The following is an 18,078-nucleotide window of genomic DNA, read 5'->3' as shown; positions in this document are numbered from 1 at the left end:
GCTCAGCTGAGTATATGTGAAAATCTGAAAAGGGGCCCGTACGCTCGTTGGCGGGGATTATCGCCTGGTTATTGCGCAATAGCATTACTTATTTTTTTATGGAAAACATCTTTTTAAGGCGGGCGTGTAAAGAAAAACTGACGGGCCGCAAAGCGCGGCCCGAAGGAGAATTAGTCGATGGTGCGCAGCAGTTCGTTGATGCCGACTTTGCCGCGGGTTTTCGCATCTACTTTTTTCACGATAACCGCGCAGTACAGGCTGTAGCTGCCGTCTTTGGAAGGCAGGTTGCCGGAAACCACCACGGAGCCGGCAGGCACGCGGCCGTAGTGCACTTCGCCGGTTTCGCGGTCGTAGATTTTGGTGCTCTGGCCAATGTAGACGCCCATAGAAATCACCGCGCCTTCTTCAACGATCACGCCTTCCACGATTTCAGAGCGCGCGCCGATAAAGCAATTGTCTTCGATGATGGTCGGGTTAGCCTGCAGCGGTTCCAACACGCCGCCGATACCGACGCCGCCGGACAGGTGCACGTTTTTCCCAATCTGCGCACAGGAGCCAACGGTCGCCCAGGTGTCCACCATTGAGCCTTCATCAACATAAGCGCCAATATTGACATAAGAAGGCATCAGCACGGTATTGCGTGCGATAAAAGCGCCCTGACGAACGGCAGCCGGCGGCACCACGCGGAAACCTTCTTTCTTAAAGCGAGCGTCGTCGTAATCGGCAAATTTCATCGGAACTTTGTCGTAATAACGGCTTTCTGCGCCATCAATCACCTGATTGTCATTGATGCGGAAAGAGAGCAGCACGGCCTTTTTCAGCCACTGATGCGTCACCCACTGGCCGTCGATCTTCTCAGCCACGCGCAGCGCGCCGCTGTCCAGCAGCGCGATAACCTGGTTAACCGCTTCTCGCGTAACGGTATCGGCATTGACTGGGGTAATCTCGGCGCGGCGCTCAAAGGCGCTCTCAATAACACTCTGTAACTGTTGCATTAATTAAGCTTTCCTGTGTCAAATCATGTTTCGGGACGCGCCTGCAGCTAATCGGCCGCGCGCCCGAAAGCGGGGTAAAAGTAAATCCTGGTCACACTTTATCGTTTGGATTAAGGGCCTCTGTCAACCGTTGTCGCAACTCGTGGCGTAATTCGCGGCTGAGCGCGCGGCGATCGCTGTTGGCCAGGATAAACAGATCCTCGACGCGCTCGCCGATGGTGCTGATGCGCGCGCCGTGCAGCGACACGTTCAGATCGGCGAAGATCTCCCCAACGCGCGCCAGCAGACCCGGCTGATCCAGGGCGATCAGTTCCATATAGGTGCGTCTGTCGGTATGGCTCGGTAAGAATTTCACTTCGGTATCCACGCTAAAATGTTTTAGCCTGGCCGACTGGCGCCGGACTCTCGCTGGCTGGAAGCTGGTTTGCCCGATAGCCTGATCCAGCGCCTGGCGGATGGCCTCGTGTCGATCCGGTGCCAGCGGGCTGCCGTCCGGCTCCAGCACGATAAAGGTATCCATCGCCATGCCGTCGCGGCTGGTAAAGATCTGCGCGTCGTGCACGCTAAGGTTGCGCCTGTCCAGCTCGCCCGCCACGGTGGCGAACAGATAAGGACGGTCCGGGCTCCAGATAAAAATTTCCGTGCCGCCGCGTGTCGCCTGAGGGCTGAGCAGCACCAGCGGCTTCGACAGATCGTGTTCCATCAAATGACGAGCGTGCCAGGCCAGCTGGTTCGGCGTGTGGCGCAGGAAATAGTCCGCTCTGCAACGCGCCCAGATATCGCGCAGCGCCTGCTCATCCAGATTGTCCATACGCAGCAGCGCCAACGCCTGCAAACGGTGATGGCGGACGCGTTCTCGCAGATCAGGGCTGTGTTCCATTCCGCGCCGCAGCTGTTTCTCGGTAGCGAAAAACAGCTCGCGCAGCAGGCTCTGCTTCCAGCTATTCCACAGTGTTTCGTTGGTGGCGCAGATATCCGCTACGGTCAGACAAACCAGATAGCGCAGCCGGTTTTCGTTCTGCATCACCTCCGCGAAATGCTGGATCTCGGTGGGATCCTGAATATCGCGCCGCTGCGCCGTCACCGACATCAGCAGATGGTGACGTACCAGCCAGGCGACCAGCTGCGTTTCCCGCGAGTTCAGCCCATGCAGCTCGGCAAATTCCAGCGCGTCCTGCGCGCCCAGCACGGAGTGATCGCCGCCGCGGCCTTTGGCGATATCGTGAAACAGTCCGGCCATCAGCAGCAGCTCCGGCTGCGGCAGACGCGGCCAAATCTCTACGCAGAGCGGATGGCGTGGACGAGTCGCTTCATTGGCGAAGCTTTCCAGCTTTTGCAGGACGCGAATAGTATGCTCATCCACGGTATAGGCGTGAAACAGGTCAAACTGCATCTGGCCGACAATATTGCCCCACTGCGGCATATAGGCCCACAGCACGCTGTGACGATGCATAGGTACCAGCGCCCGGCTTACCGCGCCCGGATGCCGCAGGATGGACAGAAACAGCTCCCGCGCTTTGGGAAGCGTGCACAGCGGCTGCTGAAGCTGGCGACGTGCAAAGCGCAGCTGGCGCAGTGTGGTGGAATAGATGCCGGTAATATTCGGCGTGCGCACCATCGTGTAAAACATGCGCATGATAGCAACCGGGTCGCGAGCGAACAGTGTTTCGTCAATCAGATCGATTAAGGTGCCGCGCAGCTGAAATTCATCGTCAATGGCGCGCGGTTTTTCATCCTCGCCCAGCGCCAGGATAGCCTCGTCGAACAGCTGTAGCAGCATCTGGTTCAGCTCGCCGATACGGCCGGTAACGCGATAAAAATCTTTCATCATGCGCTCGACCGGCTCGTTGCCTTCGCCCTGATAGTTCAGACGCTGCGCCACGTTCAGCTGGCGATCGAACAGCAGCCGGTTATCGTAGCGGCTGAGCGTCAGATGCAGGGCGAAACGTATACGCCACAGCAGGGACTGACACTCGTTCAGCTCGTTGCGCTCGGCCTGCGTCAGAAAGCCAAAACCGACCATTTCATCCAGGGACGTGGCGCCAAAGTGGCGGCGCGCCACCCACAGCAGCGTATGGATATCGCGCAGGCCGCCGGGACTGCTTTTGATATCCGGCTCCAGGTTATAACTGGTACCGTGATAGCGCTGGTGGCGCTCCTGCTGCTCGGCAATTTTGGCGGCGAAAAAGCGATCGGAAGGCCAGAAACCTTCGCTGAAAACGTTTTTCTGCAGTTCGAGAAACAGCGCGACGTCGCCGACCAGCAGGCGTGATTCAATCAGGTTGGTCGCGACGGTAAGATCTGACAGGCCTTCCAACAGGCACTCTTCCAGCGTTCTCACGCTGTGGCCCACTTCCAGCTTCAAATCCCACATCAGCGTCAGCAGCTCGCTGGTACGCTGTGCATCCTCTTCGGAAAGCGGCCGTCGGCTCAGGATCAACACATCAATATCGGATAGAGGATGCAGCTCGGCCCGCCCGTAGCCGCCCACGGCAACCAGCGCAATATCCTCCTGCTCCGGGAAACCGTAAAAGCGCCACAGGCGGCGCAGCAGGCGATCGATAAACAGCGTGCGGGCGGCGATAAGCTGCTCAACGGCTTCTCCGGCGTCAAAGGCCTGGCCCAGCCGCTGCTGGAAATCATCAAGGTGCTGCTTCAGCGTATCGCGCGTCAGCTCCGCATCTGTCCATTCAGCAGGAGAATATGCCTGCCCGTAATCTCTAATTATCGTGTTCACGCCAGCGCTCCCGCATTCTCTGCCGCACAAAGACAAGCAGTGACAATAGCGTTTACCGGCACCCGAGATCAAAAGAAACTGGCAGATAGCAGATGGAATTTTTACCGCCGTGCTGGCTGGCAGAGCGGTAAAAAAAGAGGGAGGGCCAAATGGGTGAGTGGCCTGCCTCACTGTCGGCGGTCAGAGAACGAACGGAGCGCTATTTAAACCAGGCCGCGACGGCAGCAATAGCGGCAAGCGTGGCGGGGATAATCGTCAGCAACAGAACGGTTTGCTTGTTGATAGCTTTCTGTAACGTCTCATGAATTTCGCCCCGCAGGGAGACAATGTCACCTTTCAGCTCGCCTTTTAAGGAAGCCATATCCTCTTTCAGCTCGCCTTTTAAGGAAGCCATATCCTCTTTCAGCTCGCCTTTTAAGGAAGCTATATCCTCTTTCAGCTCGCCCCTTAACGAGGCCATTTCCTCCTTGAGCTCGCCGCGCATAAGCGCCATCTCGCCTCGTAACGAAATGAACTCGCCTTTAAATTCGCCGCCCATAAATGTCATTCGCTCTGTAAGCTCGCCGCGCATTGTCGCCATTTCAGTGCGAACATTCGCGACATCGGCGTGGGTGGCGAAACTCTCGGAGCGCACGGTAAGCACAGCAAGATTGTGGCTGATTACGGCGACATCGTTTTCAAGCTTCCTTACTCGCGGTTCGATATTCTCTGTCATGCCTCCTCCTCCATCGCCGCCTGAAGAGCGCAGCGCAGGCAGTCCGGGTTTATGATCGGCGTCATTCAAAGGTGCATCCCTGAGCGCGTAACCCATAGCTGCCTCCTTGATTCGTTTCCTCCTCTGGCCAGCGTGCGGCCACAGAGCAGAGGCACAGGCCTCCACAATCGGCACGGCGTCCCAACTCGTTATTAATTGTTTGCGCTAAAAGGAATGGCTTTTCCATTTGCTTGATCTCCCTGTGTAAATTAGCTGCTTCCTGCAGAAAGGCTACGGGGTAATGCCCCTACACTTTTCATGCCTTGAGCAATTTACAACCACAAGGTTAATCAGGTCCAATGAAAAAAAGTGTTCGTAAACCCTGGGCTGAATAGAAAGCCCGTCAGGCTGGATGGAAGGCAGGCAGCGAGAGCGGTAAAGAAAGATCCGGGGTGAGAGAGCAATGCTTTTGACCCGGCAGCAAAGCTGCCTGCCGGGTTATTTGACAAAGATTACGCGTCGGCGGTCAGGATTGCCGGGATGGTATCGTCTTTACGCAGCGTCATAATCTCGCAGCCTGTTTCCGTCACCACGATGGTGTGTTCATACTGGGCGGAAAGACTGCGGTCTTTGGTTTTCACCGTCCAGCCGTCTTTCATGCTGCGAATGCGATAATCGCCTGCGTTAACCATCGGCTCGATGGTAAAGGCCATACCGGCCTGCAGCACCACGCCGCCGTCGTCCGCGTCATAGTGCAGCACCTGCGGTTCTTCATGAAAGCCTTTGCCGATGCCGTGACCGCAATATTCGCGTACTACGGAAAAATCCTGTGCTTCAACAAATTTCTGGATTTCGCGACCGATAGTGCGCAGGCGAATCCCTGGCTTCACCATACGCAGCGCCAGATAGAGGCTCTCCTGAGTTACGCGGCAAAGGCGTTCGCCCTGGATAGTCGGTTTGCCGACGATATACATTTTAGAGGTATCGCCGTGATATTCGTCTTTAATGACGGTTACGTCGATATTGACGATATCGCCATCCTTCAGGATTTTATCATCGCTTGGAATACCGTGGCACACCACTTCGTTGACCGAGATGCAAACGGATTTAGGGAAGCCGTGATAGCCCAGGCTGGCCGAAACGGCTTGCTGGGTGTTAACGATATAGTCATGGCACAGGCGATCGAGTTCGCCGGTGCTGACGCCGGGCTTGACGTGCTCTTCGATCATTTCCAGCACTTCTGCCGCCAGGCGACCGGCTACGCGCATTTTCGCGATTTCTTCAGGGGTTTTGATTGTAATTGCCATTAATTTAGTCCGCAGCTGTCGCTATTTTCGACAATAATAAAGGAAGTGCAGCAATGTTAGCAGCCCACCTGGCCGCTGCCAATTCCCGTTTACGGCGCGGCAGGTAAAGCGAACAATCATTGGCTTCACCTGCGTCTTTATGGTATAAAGCGCGCCGACGATTCTCTGTGGGCAAGATTGCAGAGAAACGCATAACTCTCACTATGTGTAAATAACACACATGTATCGACACGTACGCCGGGGTGCCTTAAAGCGCTGCGCAAGCGGCCCGAGAGGTCGGTCGTATGGGATACATGGAGGCTTAACCCCAATCAATTTACAGAGGTAATCATGGCAACTGTTTCCATGCGCGACATGCTCAAGGCTGGTGTACACTTCGGTCACCAGACCCGTTACTGGAACCCAAAAATGAAGCCATTCATTTTCGGCGCTCGTAACAAAGTTCACATCATCAACCTTGAAAAAACTGTACCAATGTTCAACGAAGCGCTGGCTGAACTGAACAAGATCGCTGCCCGTAAAGGCAAGATTCTGATGGTTGGTACCAAGCGCGCTGCAAGCGAAGCGGTAAAAGAGTCTGCGCTGAGCTGCGACCAGTTCTTCGTAAACCATCGCTGGTTAGGCGGTATGCTGACCAACTGGAAAACCGTTCGTCAGTCCATCAAGCGTCTGAAAGATCTGGAAACTCAGTCTCAGGATGGCACCTTTGACAAACTGACCAAAAAAGAAGCGCTGATGCGTGCTCGTGAACTGGCCAAGCTGGAAAACAGCCTGGGCGGGATCAAAGACATGGGCGGCCTGCCAGACGCGCTGTTCGTTGTCGATGCTGACCACGAACACATCGCTATCAAAGAAGCAAACAACCTGGGCATCCCGGTTTTCGCTATCGTTGATACCAACTCTGATCCAGACGGCGTTGACTACATCATCCCAGGCAACGACGATGCAATCCGTGCTGTAAGCCTGTACCTGACCGCTGTGGCTACCACCGTACGTGAAGGTCGCTCTCAGGACCTGGCTCAGCAGGCAGAAGAAAGCTTCGCTGAAGCTGAGTAATAAGGTTTGCTCCACAGAGAGCCCTTATACCCGTCAGGGTAAAATCAGATGTTAATCTGTAAGGGGCCTTAATTGGCCCCTTTATTTTGAATTCGCTTTGCCGCTGGTGACCCATCGGCGGGGCAATATTTCTCCCGAGAAACAGGCATCTGTTGTGGCGCCATCAGGCGAACCGGGCAGGTGCTGAGCTAACCGAGGATTCGAGAATGGCTGAAATTACTGCTGCTCTGGTAAAAGAACTGCGCGAGCGCACTGGCGCTGGCATGATGGATTGTAAAAAAGCGCTGACCGAAGCTAGCGGCGACATCGAGCTGGCGATCGAGAACATGCGTAAATCTGGCGCGATCAAAGCGGCGAAAAAAGCAGGCAACGTGGCTGCTGACGGCGTGATCAAAACCAAAATCGACGGCAACTACGGCGTGATCCTGGAAGTTAACTGCCAGACCGACTTCGTTGCTAAAGACGGCGGTTTCCAGGCGTTCGCTGACAAGGTGCTGGATGCGGCTGTTGCCGGCAAAATCACCGATGTTGAAGTGCTGAAAGCGCAGTTCGAAGAAGAGCGCGTTGCGCTGGTTGCTAAAATCGGCGAAAACATCAACATTCGTCGCGTCGCGACCCTGGAAGGCGACGTGCTGGGCAGCTACCTGCATGGCGCACGTATCGGCGTACTGATCTCTGCAACCAACGCTGACGAAGAGCTGGTTAAGCAGCTGGCCATGCACGTTGCGGCAAGCAAGCCAGAGTTCGTTAAGCCAGAAGACGTGTCTGCAGACGTGGTAGAGAAAGAATACCAGGTTCAGCTGGATATCGCGATGCAGTCCGGTAAGCCGAAAGAAATCGCAGAGAAAATGGTTGAAGGCCGCATGAAGAAATTCACCGGCGAAGTTTCTCTGACCGGTCAGCCTTTCGTGATCGACCCGTCTAAAACCGTTGGCCAGCTGCTGAAAGAGCAGGGCGCTGACGTGGTTAACTTCATCCGCTTTGAAGTGGGCGAAGGCATTGAGAAAGCCGAGACCGATTTCGCAGCAGAAGTTGCGGCGATGTCTAAGCAGTCTTAATCGTTTGACCAGAACCGCCATCCGGCGGTTCTTTTTTATCTGCCGTATCCGGCAATTTTCAGTCTCATCCCAATAGCATTTTCTCACTACTCGCGGGATGATAGCGCAGATTTAACTCCTCAATACTGCTTCCAGGAAAAAAACCATGGCGACCAATGCAAAACCTGTTTATCAACGTATCCTGCTGAAACTGAGCGGCGAAGCTCTGCAAGGCGCGGAAGGCTTCGGTATCGACGCCAGCGTGCTGGATCGTATGGCTCAGGAAGTGAAGGAACTGGTTGAGCTGGGTATTCAGGTAGGTGTGGTTATCGGTGGCGGCAACCTGTTCCGCGGTGCGGGCCTGGCACAGGCCGGCATGAATCGCGTTGTGGGCGACCACATGGGTATGCTGGCAACCGTAATGAACGGTCTGGCGATGCGTGACGCGCTGCACCGCGCCTACGTTAATGCTCGTCTGATGTCGGCTATTCCGCTGAACGGCGTATGTGACAACTACAGCTGGGCAGAAGCGATCAGCCTGCTGCGCAACAACCGCGTGGTGATCTTCTCCGCCGGCACCGGCAACCCGTTCTTTACTACGGATTCGGCGGCCTGCCTGCGCGGTATCGAAATCGAAGCGGACGTCGTGCTGAAAGCGACCAAGGTTGACGGCGTTTACTCTGACGACCCGGTAAAAAATCCGGACGCCACGATGTACGATCAGCTGAGCTACACCGAAGTGTTGGAACGTGAATTGAAAGTGATGGATCTGGCCGCCTTTACGCTGGCCCGCGACCATAAACTGCCGATCCGCGTCTTCAATATGAACAAGCCGGGCGCGCTGCGCCGCGTAGTGATGGGTGAAAAAGAAGGCACCCTGATTACGCAATAATGTCCGTTAGCACATAAAATAAGGTATATTCTGCCTTTGTAGTGCGTTACGCACGCTAACAGATAGCTAACAGGCTCTTCTGAGCCTGTCAGGTTAACCAGAATTCAAGGGTTACAACGTGATTAACGAAATCAGAAAAGATGCTGAAACGCGCATGGACAAGTGCCTGGAAGCATTTAAAAACCACATCAGCAAAATCCGCACCGGCCGCGCGTCGCCAAGCATTCTTGACGGCATCATGGTCGATTATTACGGCTCCGCCACGCCGCTGCGTCAGCTGGCCAGCGTGACCGTGGAGGATTCCCGTACGCTGAAAATCAACGTATTTGACCGCTCGATCAGCGCGGCCGTTGAAAAAGCGATCATGGCTTCTGACCTGGGCCTGAACCCAAGCTCAGCGGGCAGCGACATTCGCGTGCCGCTTCCGGCGCTGACGGAAGAACGTCGTAAAGACCTGATTAAAATCGTGCGCGGCGAAGCCGAGCAGGGTCGCGTTTCCGTACGTAACGTGCGTCGCGACGCCAACGATAAGGTTAAAGCGCTGCTGAAAGATAAAGAAATCAGCGAAGATGAAGAGCGTCGTTCTCAGGATGATATCCAGAAAATGACCGACGTGTTCATCAAGAAAGTCGATGCCGCGCTGGCAGAAAAAGAAGCGGAGCTGATGGACTTCTGAGTCGATCCGCGCCGTGACTTAACGCCGTACAGGGTGCCTTTTTCGGAGGGTAGTCTTACGGCGTTTTGCATTTAATCCCCTGGCTGGCGGCTTATCGTCGCAGGTCACTACACAGAGCACCTTCATGAAGCAACTGACCATTCTCGGTTCCACCGGTTCAATCGGTACCAGCACGCTGGCCGTCATTAAAGCGAATCCCGATCTGTTCGCCGTTAAGGCGCTGGTGGCCGGGCATAACGTCGGGCTGATGGCGGAACAGTGTCTCGCTTTCCGGCCGGCTTATGCGGCCATGGCTGACGAGAAGTCCGCCAGCGCGTTACGGCTGCGGTTGAAAGAGCTGAACGTGGCGACCGAGGTGCTGAGCGGCGAACAGGCTGCCTGCGATCTGGCCGCGCTGGACGACGTGGATCAGGTTATGGCGGCGATCGTTGGCGCGGCAGGCCTGCTGCCGACGCTGGCGGCCATACGCGCCGGTAAGGCCGTGCTGTTGGCCAATAAAGAGTCGCTGGTCACCTGCGGCCAGCTGTTTCTGGAGGCGGTAAGCGAATTTAAAGCGCAGCTGCTGCCGGTCGATAGCGAGCATAATGCCATTTTTCAGAGTTTGCCCGCTTCCCTCCAGCGCCAGTTAGGATACGCTTCTCTACAAGATAATGGCATTGACAGCATTATTCTTACGGGGTCGGGTGGCCCTTTCCGTGAAACGCCGCTGGCGGACCTGGCGCAGATGACGCCGGATCAGGCCTGCGCGCATCCGAACTGGACAATGGGGCGAAAAATCTCCGTTGATTCGGCCACCATGATGAATAAAGGTTTGGAATATATTGAAGCCCGCTGGCTTTTTAACGCGACCGACGCGCAGATGGAAGTGGTGCTGCATCCGCAATCGGTGATCCATTCCATGGTGCGCTACCGTGACGGCAGCGTGCTGGCGCAAATGGGGTCGCCGGATATGCGTACGCCTATCGCTCACGTAATGGCCTGGCCGCAGCGAGTGCAGTCCGGCGCAAAACCGTTGGATTTTGCCCGCATGAGCGCCCTGACGTTCGCCGAGCCGGACTACGCGCGTTATCCCTGCCTTAAGCTGGCTATCGACGCCTGTAAAACCGGGCAGGCCGCGACTACCGCGCTGAACGCCGCTAATGAGATCGCCGTTGCCGCTTTTCTGGATGCGCAAATCTGTTTTACCGATATTGCGCGGGTAAATATGAGCGTTCTCGAAACGCTTTCCTGCCGCGAGCCGGAGAGCGTGGAGGCGGTACTGGATATCGACAGGCGCGCGCGCGCTACGGCGAAAACCTGTTTGTCGCGTTTTCCAACCGCACGCTAACCAGCGTGCGTTTGTGGGGCAGGGGTGGAGGTGTTACAATCTGCGCCCGTCCTTAAAGCGACGTAGCGATACAGCGACAGCTGCCGTGGCCGACACGGCTTTTTTACGTCAAGCGGGCAAACTATTTCAGAAACCGTCGTATTTCTGATTAAAGGAAATAATTACGCGTTATGTCGTCCGAAAATCAAATAAAAACCGATGACCAGTCGGGAGAAAATCCCCGCCACGTGGCCATCATTATGGATGGCAATGGCCGCTGGGCCAAAAACCAGGGGAAAATGCGCATTACCGGCCATAAGGCGGGCGTAAAGTCCGTGCGCCGCGCGGTAAGCTTTGCCGTCAGCAATAAGCTGGATGCGCTGACCCTGTATGCCTTCAGCAGCGAAAACTGGAACCGTCCTCCGCAGGAAGTGATGGCGCTGATGGAGCTGTTTGTCTGGGCTCTGGACAGCGAGGTGAAAAGCCTCCATAAACATAACGTACGCCTGCGAATTATTGGCGATACGGGCCGATTTAACGCTCGTTTGCAGGAGCGTATCCGGCGCGCCGAGGAACTGACTCAGCAAAATAATGGACTTACCCTGAACATTGCCGCGAATTATGGCGGACGTTGGGATATTATTCATAGCGTCAGGAAAATTGCAGAACAGGTGCAGGAAGGTCTGGTTCGTCCGGATCAGATCGAGGAAGAAACCCTCGCACAGCATCTTTGTCTCAACGATCTGGCACCTGTGGATCTGGTAATAAGGACAGGGGGAGAGCATCGAATCAGTAATTTCTTGCTGTGGCAGGTTGCCTATGCGGAGTTCTTTTTTACCGATGTTCTTTGGCCTGATTTTGATGAACAAGTTTTTGAAGGTGCACTGAATGCGTTTGCACAACGAGAGCGTCGCTTTGGCGGCGCAGCACCCGGCGGCGCCTGAGCGCACTGGGGGTAATCCTTGCTGAAGTCACGCCTGATTACCGCATTGATACTTATCCCGATTGTGATTGCGGCGCTGTTTCTGCTGCCGCCTGCCGGTTTTGCTATCGTCACGCTGGCTATCTGTATGCTGGCGGCGTGGGAGTGGGGTCAGTTCGCTGGCCTGGCCTCCAGCTCCCAGCGCGTCTGGCTCGCGGTTCTGTGCGGGCTGCTGCTGGCGTTCATGACGTTTACGCTGCCTGCTTACCATCCTGTGCATCTTCCCCTTATTGCGGGCTCGCTTTGGGCGGCGCTGGGCTGGTGGATAGTTGCGCTGCTGCTGGTGTTGACCTATCCCGTATCCGCCGCGCTGTGGCGCTCGTCTCGTGCTTTACGCCTGTTGTTTGGTATTCTGACCATTGTGCCCTTCTTCTGGGGCATGGTGGCGCTGCGCCAGTATCATTACGACAGCGACCATTTTGCCGGCGCCTGGTGGCTGCTCTACGTGCTGTTTCTGGTATGGGGCGCGGATTCCGGGGCCTACATGTTTGGTCGTCTGTTCGGCAAACACAAGCTGGCGCCAAAAGTTTCGCCGGGGAAAACCTGGGAAGGGTTTTTTGGCGGCCTGGTCACTACGGGCATTATCGCCTGGCTGTTCGGGCTGTGGGCGCCGCTGAGCGTATCGCCTGTGACGCTGCTGACCTGCTCCATTGTCGCCACGCTGGCTTCCGTATTGGGCGATTTGACCGAGAGCATGTTCAAGCGCGAAGCGGGCATTAAAGACAGCGGACAGCTTATTCCAGGTCATGGTGGTATTCTGGATCGTATCGATAGCCTGACGGCGGCGGTGCCGGTATTCGCCTGCCTGCTGTTGCTGGCTTTCGGCACGCTATAAGGGACGTTATGTTGAGTATACTCTGGAGCCTTGGGGCCTTTATCGTTGCGCTGGGCATTCTGATCACCGTGCATGAATTTGGCCATTTCTGGGTGGCGCGCCGCTGCGGTGTCAAAGTCGAACGCTTTTCTGTCGGCTTTGGCAAGGCGCTGTGGCGACGTCGCGACAGCCAGGGCACCGAGTATGTTATCGCGCTGATCCCGCTGGGCGGCTATGTTAAAATGCTCGACGAACGCGTCGAAAGCGTGCCGCCGGAGCTTCGCCATCTCTCCTTTAATAATAAAACCGTCGCGCAGCGCGCCGCTATTATCAGCGCCGGCCCGCTGGCTAATTTCCTGTTTGCCATCTTTGCTTACTGGCTGGTTTTTATCATCGGCGTGCCTGGCGTACGGCCTGTGATTGGTGAAATAGTGAGCGGTTCGCAGGCTGCCGAGGCGCAAATTGCGCCTGGAATGGAACTTAAGGCCGTTGACGGTATCGAAACGCCTGACTGGGAAGCTGTGCGGATGGCGCTGGTAGCGAAAATTGGCGACCAGCAGACTACGCTCAGCGTGGCGCCTTTCGGCACCAGCCAGGTTCAGGATGTCCGGCTTGATTTGCGTAACTGGCATTTCGCGCCTGACAGGGAGGATCCGGTCGCGTCGCTGGGCATTCATCCTCGCGGTCCGCAGGTTGAAACCGTGCTGGCAGAAATCCAGTCCGGCTCCGCTGCGGCCAGAGCAGGTTTGCAAGCAGGCGACAGGATCGTTAAAGTCGGGGGTCAGCCGTTGGCGCAGTGGCAGCAGTTTGTCGCCGAGGTTCGCGATAATCCCGGCAGGCCGCTGGCGGTTGAAGTTGAGCGACAGGGTGCATCAGTGGCCCTGACGCTGACGCCGGATGTTAAGCCGGGCAACAAAGCGGAAGGGTTTGCGGGCGTGATCCCACGCATCGTTCCGCTGCCGGACGAATACAAAACGGTTCGCCAGTATGGGCCGTTTGCGGCCGTTGGCGAGGCCAGCGTCAAAACCTGGCAGCTGATGAAGCTGACGGTGACGATGCTGGGCAAGCTGATAGTTGGCGAAGTGAAGTTGAACAATCTCAGCGGGCCGATTTCTATCGCCCAGGGTGCTGGGATGTCGGCGGAATATGGCTTGATTTATTACCTGATGTTTCTTGCGCTAATCAGCGTGAATCTCGGGATTATCAATCTGTTCCCCTTGCCGGTATTAGATGGTGGACATTTGCTGTTTCTGGCGATCGAAAAGATCAAAGGTGGGCCGGTGTCTGAGCGAGTTCAGGACTTCAGTTATCGCATTGGCTCGGTTTTGCTGGTGCTGTTAATGGGGCTTGCACTATTCAATGATTTCTCGCGTCTCTGACAGGGTCAAACCTGCCTGATGCGAGAACCAGTTAGGAAGAATGCATAACAACGATGGCGATGAAAAAGTTGCTCATAGCGTCGCTGCTGTTTAGCAGCGCCACCGTATACGCGGCAGACGGCTTCGTGGTGAAGGATATCCATTTCGAAGGCCTGCAGCGAGTCGCCGTCGGGGCGGCATTGCTCAGTATGCCTGTCCGCGTAGGAGATACCGTCTCCGATGATGATCTCAGTAATACCATCCGCGCCCTTTTTGCGACCGGGAACTTCGAAGATGTTCAGGTTCTGCGCGACGGCAATACGCTGATCGTTCAGGTGAAAGAGCGTCCGACCATTGCCAGCATCACCTTCTCCGGCAACAAAGCGGTGAAGGATGACATGCTCAAGCAGAACCTGGAAGCGTCCGGCGTGCGGGTGGGCGAAGCCCTTGACCGCACCACTATCTCGACTATCGAGAAAGGGCTGGAGGATTTCTACTACAGCGTCGGTAAATACAGCGCCAGCGTTAAGGCCGTTGTTACGCCGCTGCCGCGTAACCGTGTCGATCTGAAGCTGGTCTTTACCGAAGGCGTGTCTGCGAAAATTCAGCAGATCAACGTGGTCGGCAATAAAGCCTTCAGCTCGGACGAGCTGATCTCGCGCTTCCAGCTGCGTGATGAAGTGCCATGGTGGAACCTGGTCGGCGACCGTAAATATCAGAAGCAGAAACTGGCGGGCGACCTGGAAACCCTGCGCAGCTTCTATCTGGATCGCGGCTATGCGCGCTTTAATATCGACTCTACCCAGGTCAGCCTGACGCCGGATAAAAAAGGCATTTATATCACCATCAATATTAACGAAGGCGATCAGTACAAGCTTTCCGGCGTAGTGGTGAACGGCAGCATGGCGGGACACTCGGCGGAAGTTGAATCCCTGTCCAAAATTCAGCCGGGCGAACTCTATAACGGTGCCAAAGTCACCAAAATGGAAGACGACATCAAGAAGATGTTCGGTCGCTACGGCTATGCCTATCCGCGCGTGATGACGCAGCCGGAAATCAACGACGCGGATAAAACCGTGAAGCTGCACGTCAACGTGGATGCGGGCAACCGTTACTACGTGCGTAAAGTGCGTTTTGAAGGCAACGATACCTCGAAAGATTCCGTACTGCGTCGCGAAATGCGTCAGATGGAAGGCGCGTGGCTGGGTAGCGATCTGGTCGAGCAGGGCAAAGAGCGTCTGAATCGTACCGGCTACTTTGAAACGGTGGAAACCGATACGCAGCGCGTGCCTGGCGCACCCGATCAGGTAGACGTGGTCTACAAGGTCAAAGAGCGCAACACCGGTACCTTTAACTTCGGCGTGGGTTACGGTACGGAAAGCGGCGTCAGCTTCCAGGTCGGCGTTACGCAGGAAAACTGGCTGGGCACGGGTAATACCGTCGGCATCAGCGGCACCAAAAACGATTATCAGACCTATGCTGAATTCTCGCTGACCGATCCGTACTTTACGGTCGACGGCGTCAGCCTGGGCGGTCGTGTCTTCTATAACGACTTTAAAGCGGATGACGCGGATCTGTCTGACTATACCAACAGAAGCTATGGTCTGGACGGCACGCTGGGCTTCCCGGTTAACGAGAACAACACGCTGCGCGTGGGTCTGGGCTATGTCCATAACGACCTGTCCAACATGCAGCCGCAGATCGCCATGTTCCGTTATCTGCGCTCCGTGGATCAGAACCCGGATCTGAACAAAGACGCTGACTATTCCGCAGACGACTTCACGTTCAACTACGGCTGGACGTACAACACGCTGGACCGCGGCTTCTTCCCAACCTCGGGTAACCGTACCAACCTGAATGGTAAAATCACCATTCCAGGCTCGGACAACGCCTTCTATAAAGCGACGCTGGATACGCAGCAGTATCTGCCGCTGAATCAGGATCGTACCTGGGTGCTGTTGGGTCGTGGTCGTGTAGGCTATGGTGATGGACTGAGCGGCAAAGAACTGCCGTTCTACGAAAACTTCTATGCGGGTGGCTCAAGCACCGTACGTGGTTTCCGCTCCAACACCATTGGTCCGAAGGCGGCTTACTACAATAACAACTCCAGCACCTGCTCAACGGGAACGCTGTGTGATTCCAACGATGCGGTCGGCGGTAATGCGATGGCAACAGCCAGCGCCGAGCTGATCACGCCAACGCCGTTCCTTAGCGAGAAATATGCGAATTCCGTGCGTACCTCGCTGTTCGTCGATGCCGGTACCGTGTGGGATACCGCATGGGAAAACACCGCAGAAACGCGCGCGGCAGGCATTCCGGACTACAGCGAGCCGAGCAATATTCGTATGTCGGCCGGTCTGGCGCTGCAGTGGATGTCACCACTGGGGCCGCTGGTGTTCTCATACGCTCAGCCGTTCAAGAAATATGATGGTGATAAAGCCGAACAGTTCCAGTTTAATATCGGTAAAACCTGGTAAGCTGCTACGCTTTGCAAACTTTGAGAAAAGCGCTGTCTGACTTTTCTCAACGCTCGCGGTGTCATACCGCGAGTATCGCGCCGTTCACTGGCAGCCTCGCGCTGCCTTAACGCGCAACACATGTGTCCTGGACACAAACGTTGATGGTAAGGAGTTTATAGTGAAAAAGTTGTTGTGTGCCGCAGGCCTCTCTCTCGCTCTGGCGGTTTCCGCCGGCGCTCAGGCCGCTGACAAGATTGCAGTGGTAAACGTTTCCAGCATTTTCCAACAGTTACCGGCGCGTGCGACAGTTGCGAAACAGCTTGAAAATGAGTTTAAAGGCCGTGCGACTGAACTGCAGGGAATGGAACGCGATCTGCAAACCAAAATGCAGCGTCTGCAGCGTGACGGTTCTACCATGAAAGCAAGCGAGCGCAGCCGTCTGGAAAAAGACGTGATGGCGCAGCGTGAAACCTTCTCCAGCAAAGCCCAGGCTTTCGAGCAGGATAACCGTCGCCGTCAGGCAGAAGAGCGTAACAAAATCCTGAGCCGTATTCAGGATGCAGTGAAAAAAGTCGCGGCTGACGAAGGTTACGACGTCGTGGTCGATGCCAACGCCGTGGCTTACGCCAGCTCATCCAAAGACATCACTGCTGATGTTCTGAAACAGGTTAAATAATCAATGTCTTCAATTCGACTGGCTGATTTAGCCCAGCAGTTGGATGCAGATTTGCACGGAGATGGCGATATCGTCATCTCCGGCATTGCTTCTATGCAATCCGCCCAATCCGGTCAAATCACCTTTCTTTCCAACAGCCGCTATCGCGAACAGCTGGCAGCCTGTAAGGCTTCCGCCGTGGTGCTGCAGGCGGCGGACGTAGAATTTTGCCAGAGCGCTGCTCTGGTGGTGAAAGACCCCTACCTGACCTATGCGCGTATGGCGCAGATTCTGGACACCACGCCGCAGCCAGCGACGAATATTGCGCCAGGCGCAGTTATCGACGCTACGGCGAAGCTGGGTAAAAATGTTTCCGTCGGCGCGAACGCCGTTATCGAATCCGGCGTAGAGCTGGGCGATAACGTGGTGATTGGCGCCGGCTGCTTTATCGGTAAAAACACCCGTATTGGCGCGGGTACGCGCCTGTGGGCCAACGTTTCCGTCTATCACGAAGTACAGATCGGCGAAAATTGCCTGATCCAGTCCGGCACCGTTATTGGCGCGGACGGCTTTGGTTACGCGAACGATCGCGGCAACTGGGTGAAAATACCGCAGCTGGGTACGGTCATTATCGGCGATCGCGTTGAAATTGGCGCCTGTACCACTATCGATCGCGGCGCGTTGGATAACACTCAGATTGGGAATGGTGTTATCATTGACAACCAGTGCCAGATTGCACACAACGTGGTGATTGGCGACAATACCGCGGTAGCAGGCGGCGTAATCATGGCGGGCAGCCTGAAAATCGGCCGCTACTGCATGATTGGCGGCGCCAGCGTGATCAACGGCCACATGGAAATTTGTGACAAAGTGACGGTCACGGGGATGGGAATGGTTATGCGACCAATCACCCAACCTGGGGTATACTCGTCCGGGATCCCGCTGCAACCGAATAAAAACTGGCGTAAAACCGCCGCGCTGGTCATGAACATCGATGAGATGAGCAAGCGCTTAAAAGCTGTTGAGCGTAAAGTCAGCGCGGAATGAGCGTCTGGTTGTTGAACCGCCTTCACTATTCCGCTGCACCTTGTGGAATATAAAAAGAATGCT

The 18,078-nt window shown here is 55.6% G+C and carries 15 protein-coding genes; 11 read left to right on the top strand and 4 right to left on the bottom strand.

What is annotated here, in order from left to right:
* Positions 1–170: 170 nt before the first annotated feature.
* From dapD to map, 4 genes are all read right to left on the bottom strand, one after another.
* Positions 171–995, bottom strand: a complete 825-nt coding sequence (gene dapD / locus ACA373_RS12155) for a 2,3,4,5-tetrahydropyridine-2,6-dicarboxylate N-succinyltransferase (RefSeq protein ID WP_370734553.1) — start codon at positions 993–995, stop codon at positions 171–173.
* Between the two features lie 91 nt (positions 996–1,086).
* On the bottom strand, positions 1,087–3,732 hold the full coding sequence (gene glnD, locus ACA373_RS12150; RefSeq protein ID WP_253455196.1) for a bifunctional uridylyltransferase/uridylyl-removing protein GlnD: 2,646 nt from the start codon (positions 3,730–3,732) through the stop codon (positions 1,087–1,089).
* A 199-nt stretch (positions 3,733–3,931) separates the two neighbouring features.
* On the bottom strand, positions 3,932–4,543 hold the full coding sequence (locus ACA373_RS12145) for a hypothetical protein (RefSeq protein WP_370734552.1): 612 nt from the start codon (positions 4,541–4,543) through the stop codon (positions 3,932–3,934).
* A gap of 395 nt (positions 4,544–4,938) precedes the next feature.
* Positions 4,939–5,733: a type I methionyl aminopeptidase gene (map, locus tag ACA373_RS12140; RefSeq protein ID WP_253455194.1), complete on the bottom strand. Its 795-nt coding sequence runs from the start codon at positions 5,731–5,733 to the stop codon at positions 4,939–4,941.
* A 330-nt stretch (positions 5,734–6,063) separates the two neighbouring features.
* On the opposite strand from map, the gene rpsB reads away from it, so the two are divergent.
* From rpsB to lpxD, 11 genes are all read left to right on the top strand, one after another.
* On the top strand, positions 6,064–6,789 hold the full coding sequence (gene rpsB, locus ACA373_RS12135) for a 30S ribosomal protein S2 (RefSeq protein ID WP_301251365.1): 726 nt from the start codon (positions 6,064–6,066) through the stop codon (positions 6,787–6,789).
* Between the two features lie 206 nt (positions 6,790–6,995).
* Positions 6,996–7,847, top strand: a complete 852-nt coding sequence (tsf, locus tag ACA373_RS12130; RefSeq protein WP_125289091.1) for a translation elongation factor Ts — start codon at positions 6,996–6,998, stop codon at positions 7,845–7,847.
* A 145-nt stretch (positions 7,848–7,992) separates the two neighbouring features.
* Complete coding sequence (pyrH, locus tag ACA373_RS12125) at positions 7,993–8,718, top strand: UMP kinase (RefSeq protein WP_253455191.1); 726 nt, start codon at positions 7,993–7,995, stop codon at positions 8,716–8,718.
* A gap of 118 nt (positions 8,719–8,836) precedes the next feature.
* Positions 8,837–9,394 carry a ribosome recycling factor gene (gene frr, locus ACA373_RS12120; protein ID WP_125289093.1) on the top strand — a complete coding sequence of 186 codons (558 nt, stop codon included), beginning with the start codon at positions 8,837–8,839 and terminating at the stop codon, positions 9,392–9,394.
* A gap of 124 nt (positions 9,395–9,518) precedes the next feature.
* Positions 9,519–10,721, top strand: coding sequence for a 1-deoxy-D-xylulose-5-phosphate reductoisomerase (gene ispC / locus ACA373_RS12115; protein WP_370734551.1), 1,203 nt, complete (start codon positions 9,519–9,521; stop codon positions 10,719–10,721).
* Positions 10,722–10,891: 170 nt separating this feature from the next.
* Positions 10,892–11,644, top strand: a complete 753-nt coding sequence (ispU, locus tag ACA373_RS12110) for a (2E,6E)-farnesyl-diphosphate-specific ditrans,polycis-undecaprenyl-diphosphate synthase (protein WP_253455189.1) — start codon at positions 10,892–10,894, stop codon at positions 11,642–11,644.
* A gap of 18 nt (positions 11,645–11,662) precedes the next feature.
* Positions 11,663–12,517, top strand: a complete 855-nt coding sequence (cdsA, locus tag ACA373_RS12105; RefSeq protein ID WP_253455188.1) for a phosphatidate cytidylyltransferase — start codon at positions 11,663–11,665, stop codon at positions 12,515–12,517.
* An 8-nt stretch (positions 12,518–12,525) separates the two neighbouring features.
* Positions 12,526–13,875 carry a sigma E protease regulator RseP gene (gene rseP, locus ACA373_RS12100; protein WP_301251361.1) on the top strand — a complete coding sequence of 450 codons (1,350 nt, stop codon included), beginning with the start codon at positions 12,526–12,528 and terminating at the stop codon, positions 13,873–13,875.
* A 53-nt stretch (positions 13,876–13,928) separates the two neighbouring features.
* Complete coding sequence (bamA, locus tag ACA373_RS12095) at positions 13,929–16,331, top strand: outer membrane protein assembly factor BamA (RefSeq protein ID WP_253455186.1); 2,403 nt, start codon at positions 13,929–13,931, stop codon at positions 16,329–16,331.
* 160 nt (positions 16,332–16,491) lie between these two features.
* Positions 16,492–16,989 carry a molecular chaperone Skp gene (skp, locus tag ACA373_RS12090; protein WP_125289099.1) on the top strand — a complete coding sequence of 166 codons (498 nt, stop codon included), beginning with the start codon at positions 16,492–16,494 and terminating at the stop codon, positions 16,987–16,989.
* A 3-nt stretch (positions 16,990–16,992) separates the two neighbouring features.
* On the top strand, positions 16,993–18,015 hold the full coding sequence (gene lpxD, locus ACA373_RS12085) for a UDP-3-O-(3-hydroxymyristoyl)glucosamine N-acyltransferase (RefSeq protein WP_301251359.1): 1,023 nt from the start codon (positions 16,993–16,995) through the stop codon (positions 18,013–18,015).
* The last annotated feature ends 63 nt before the right edge of the window (positions 18,016–18,078 follow it).

It is taken from the genome of Erwinia sp. STN24, assembly GCF_041320675.1.
In the GTDB taxonomy this organism is placed as follows: domain Bacteria; phylum Pseudomonadota; class Gammaproteobacteria; order Enterobacterales; family Enterobacteriaceae; genus Erwinia; species Erwinia aeris.
The sequence above is the reverse complement of the archived record's forward strand: the minus strand, read 5'-3'. Positions and strand labels throughout refer to the sequence as shown.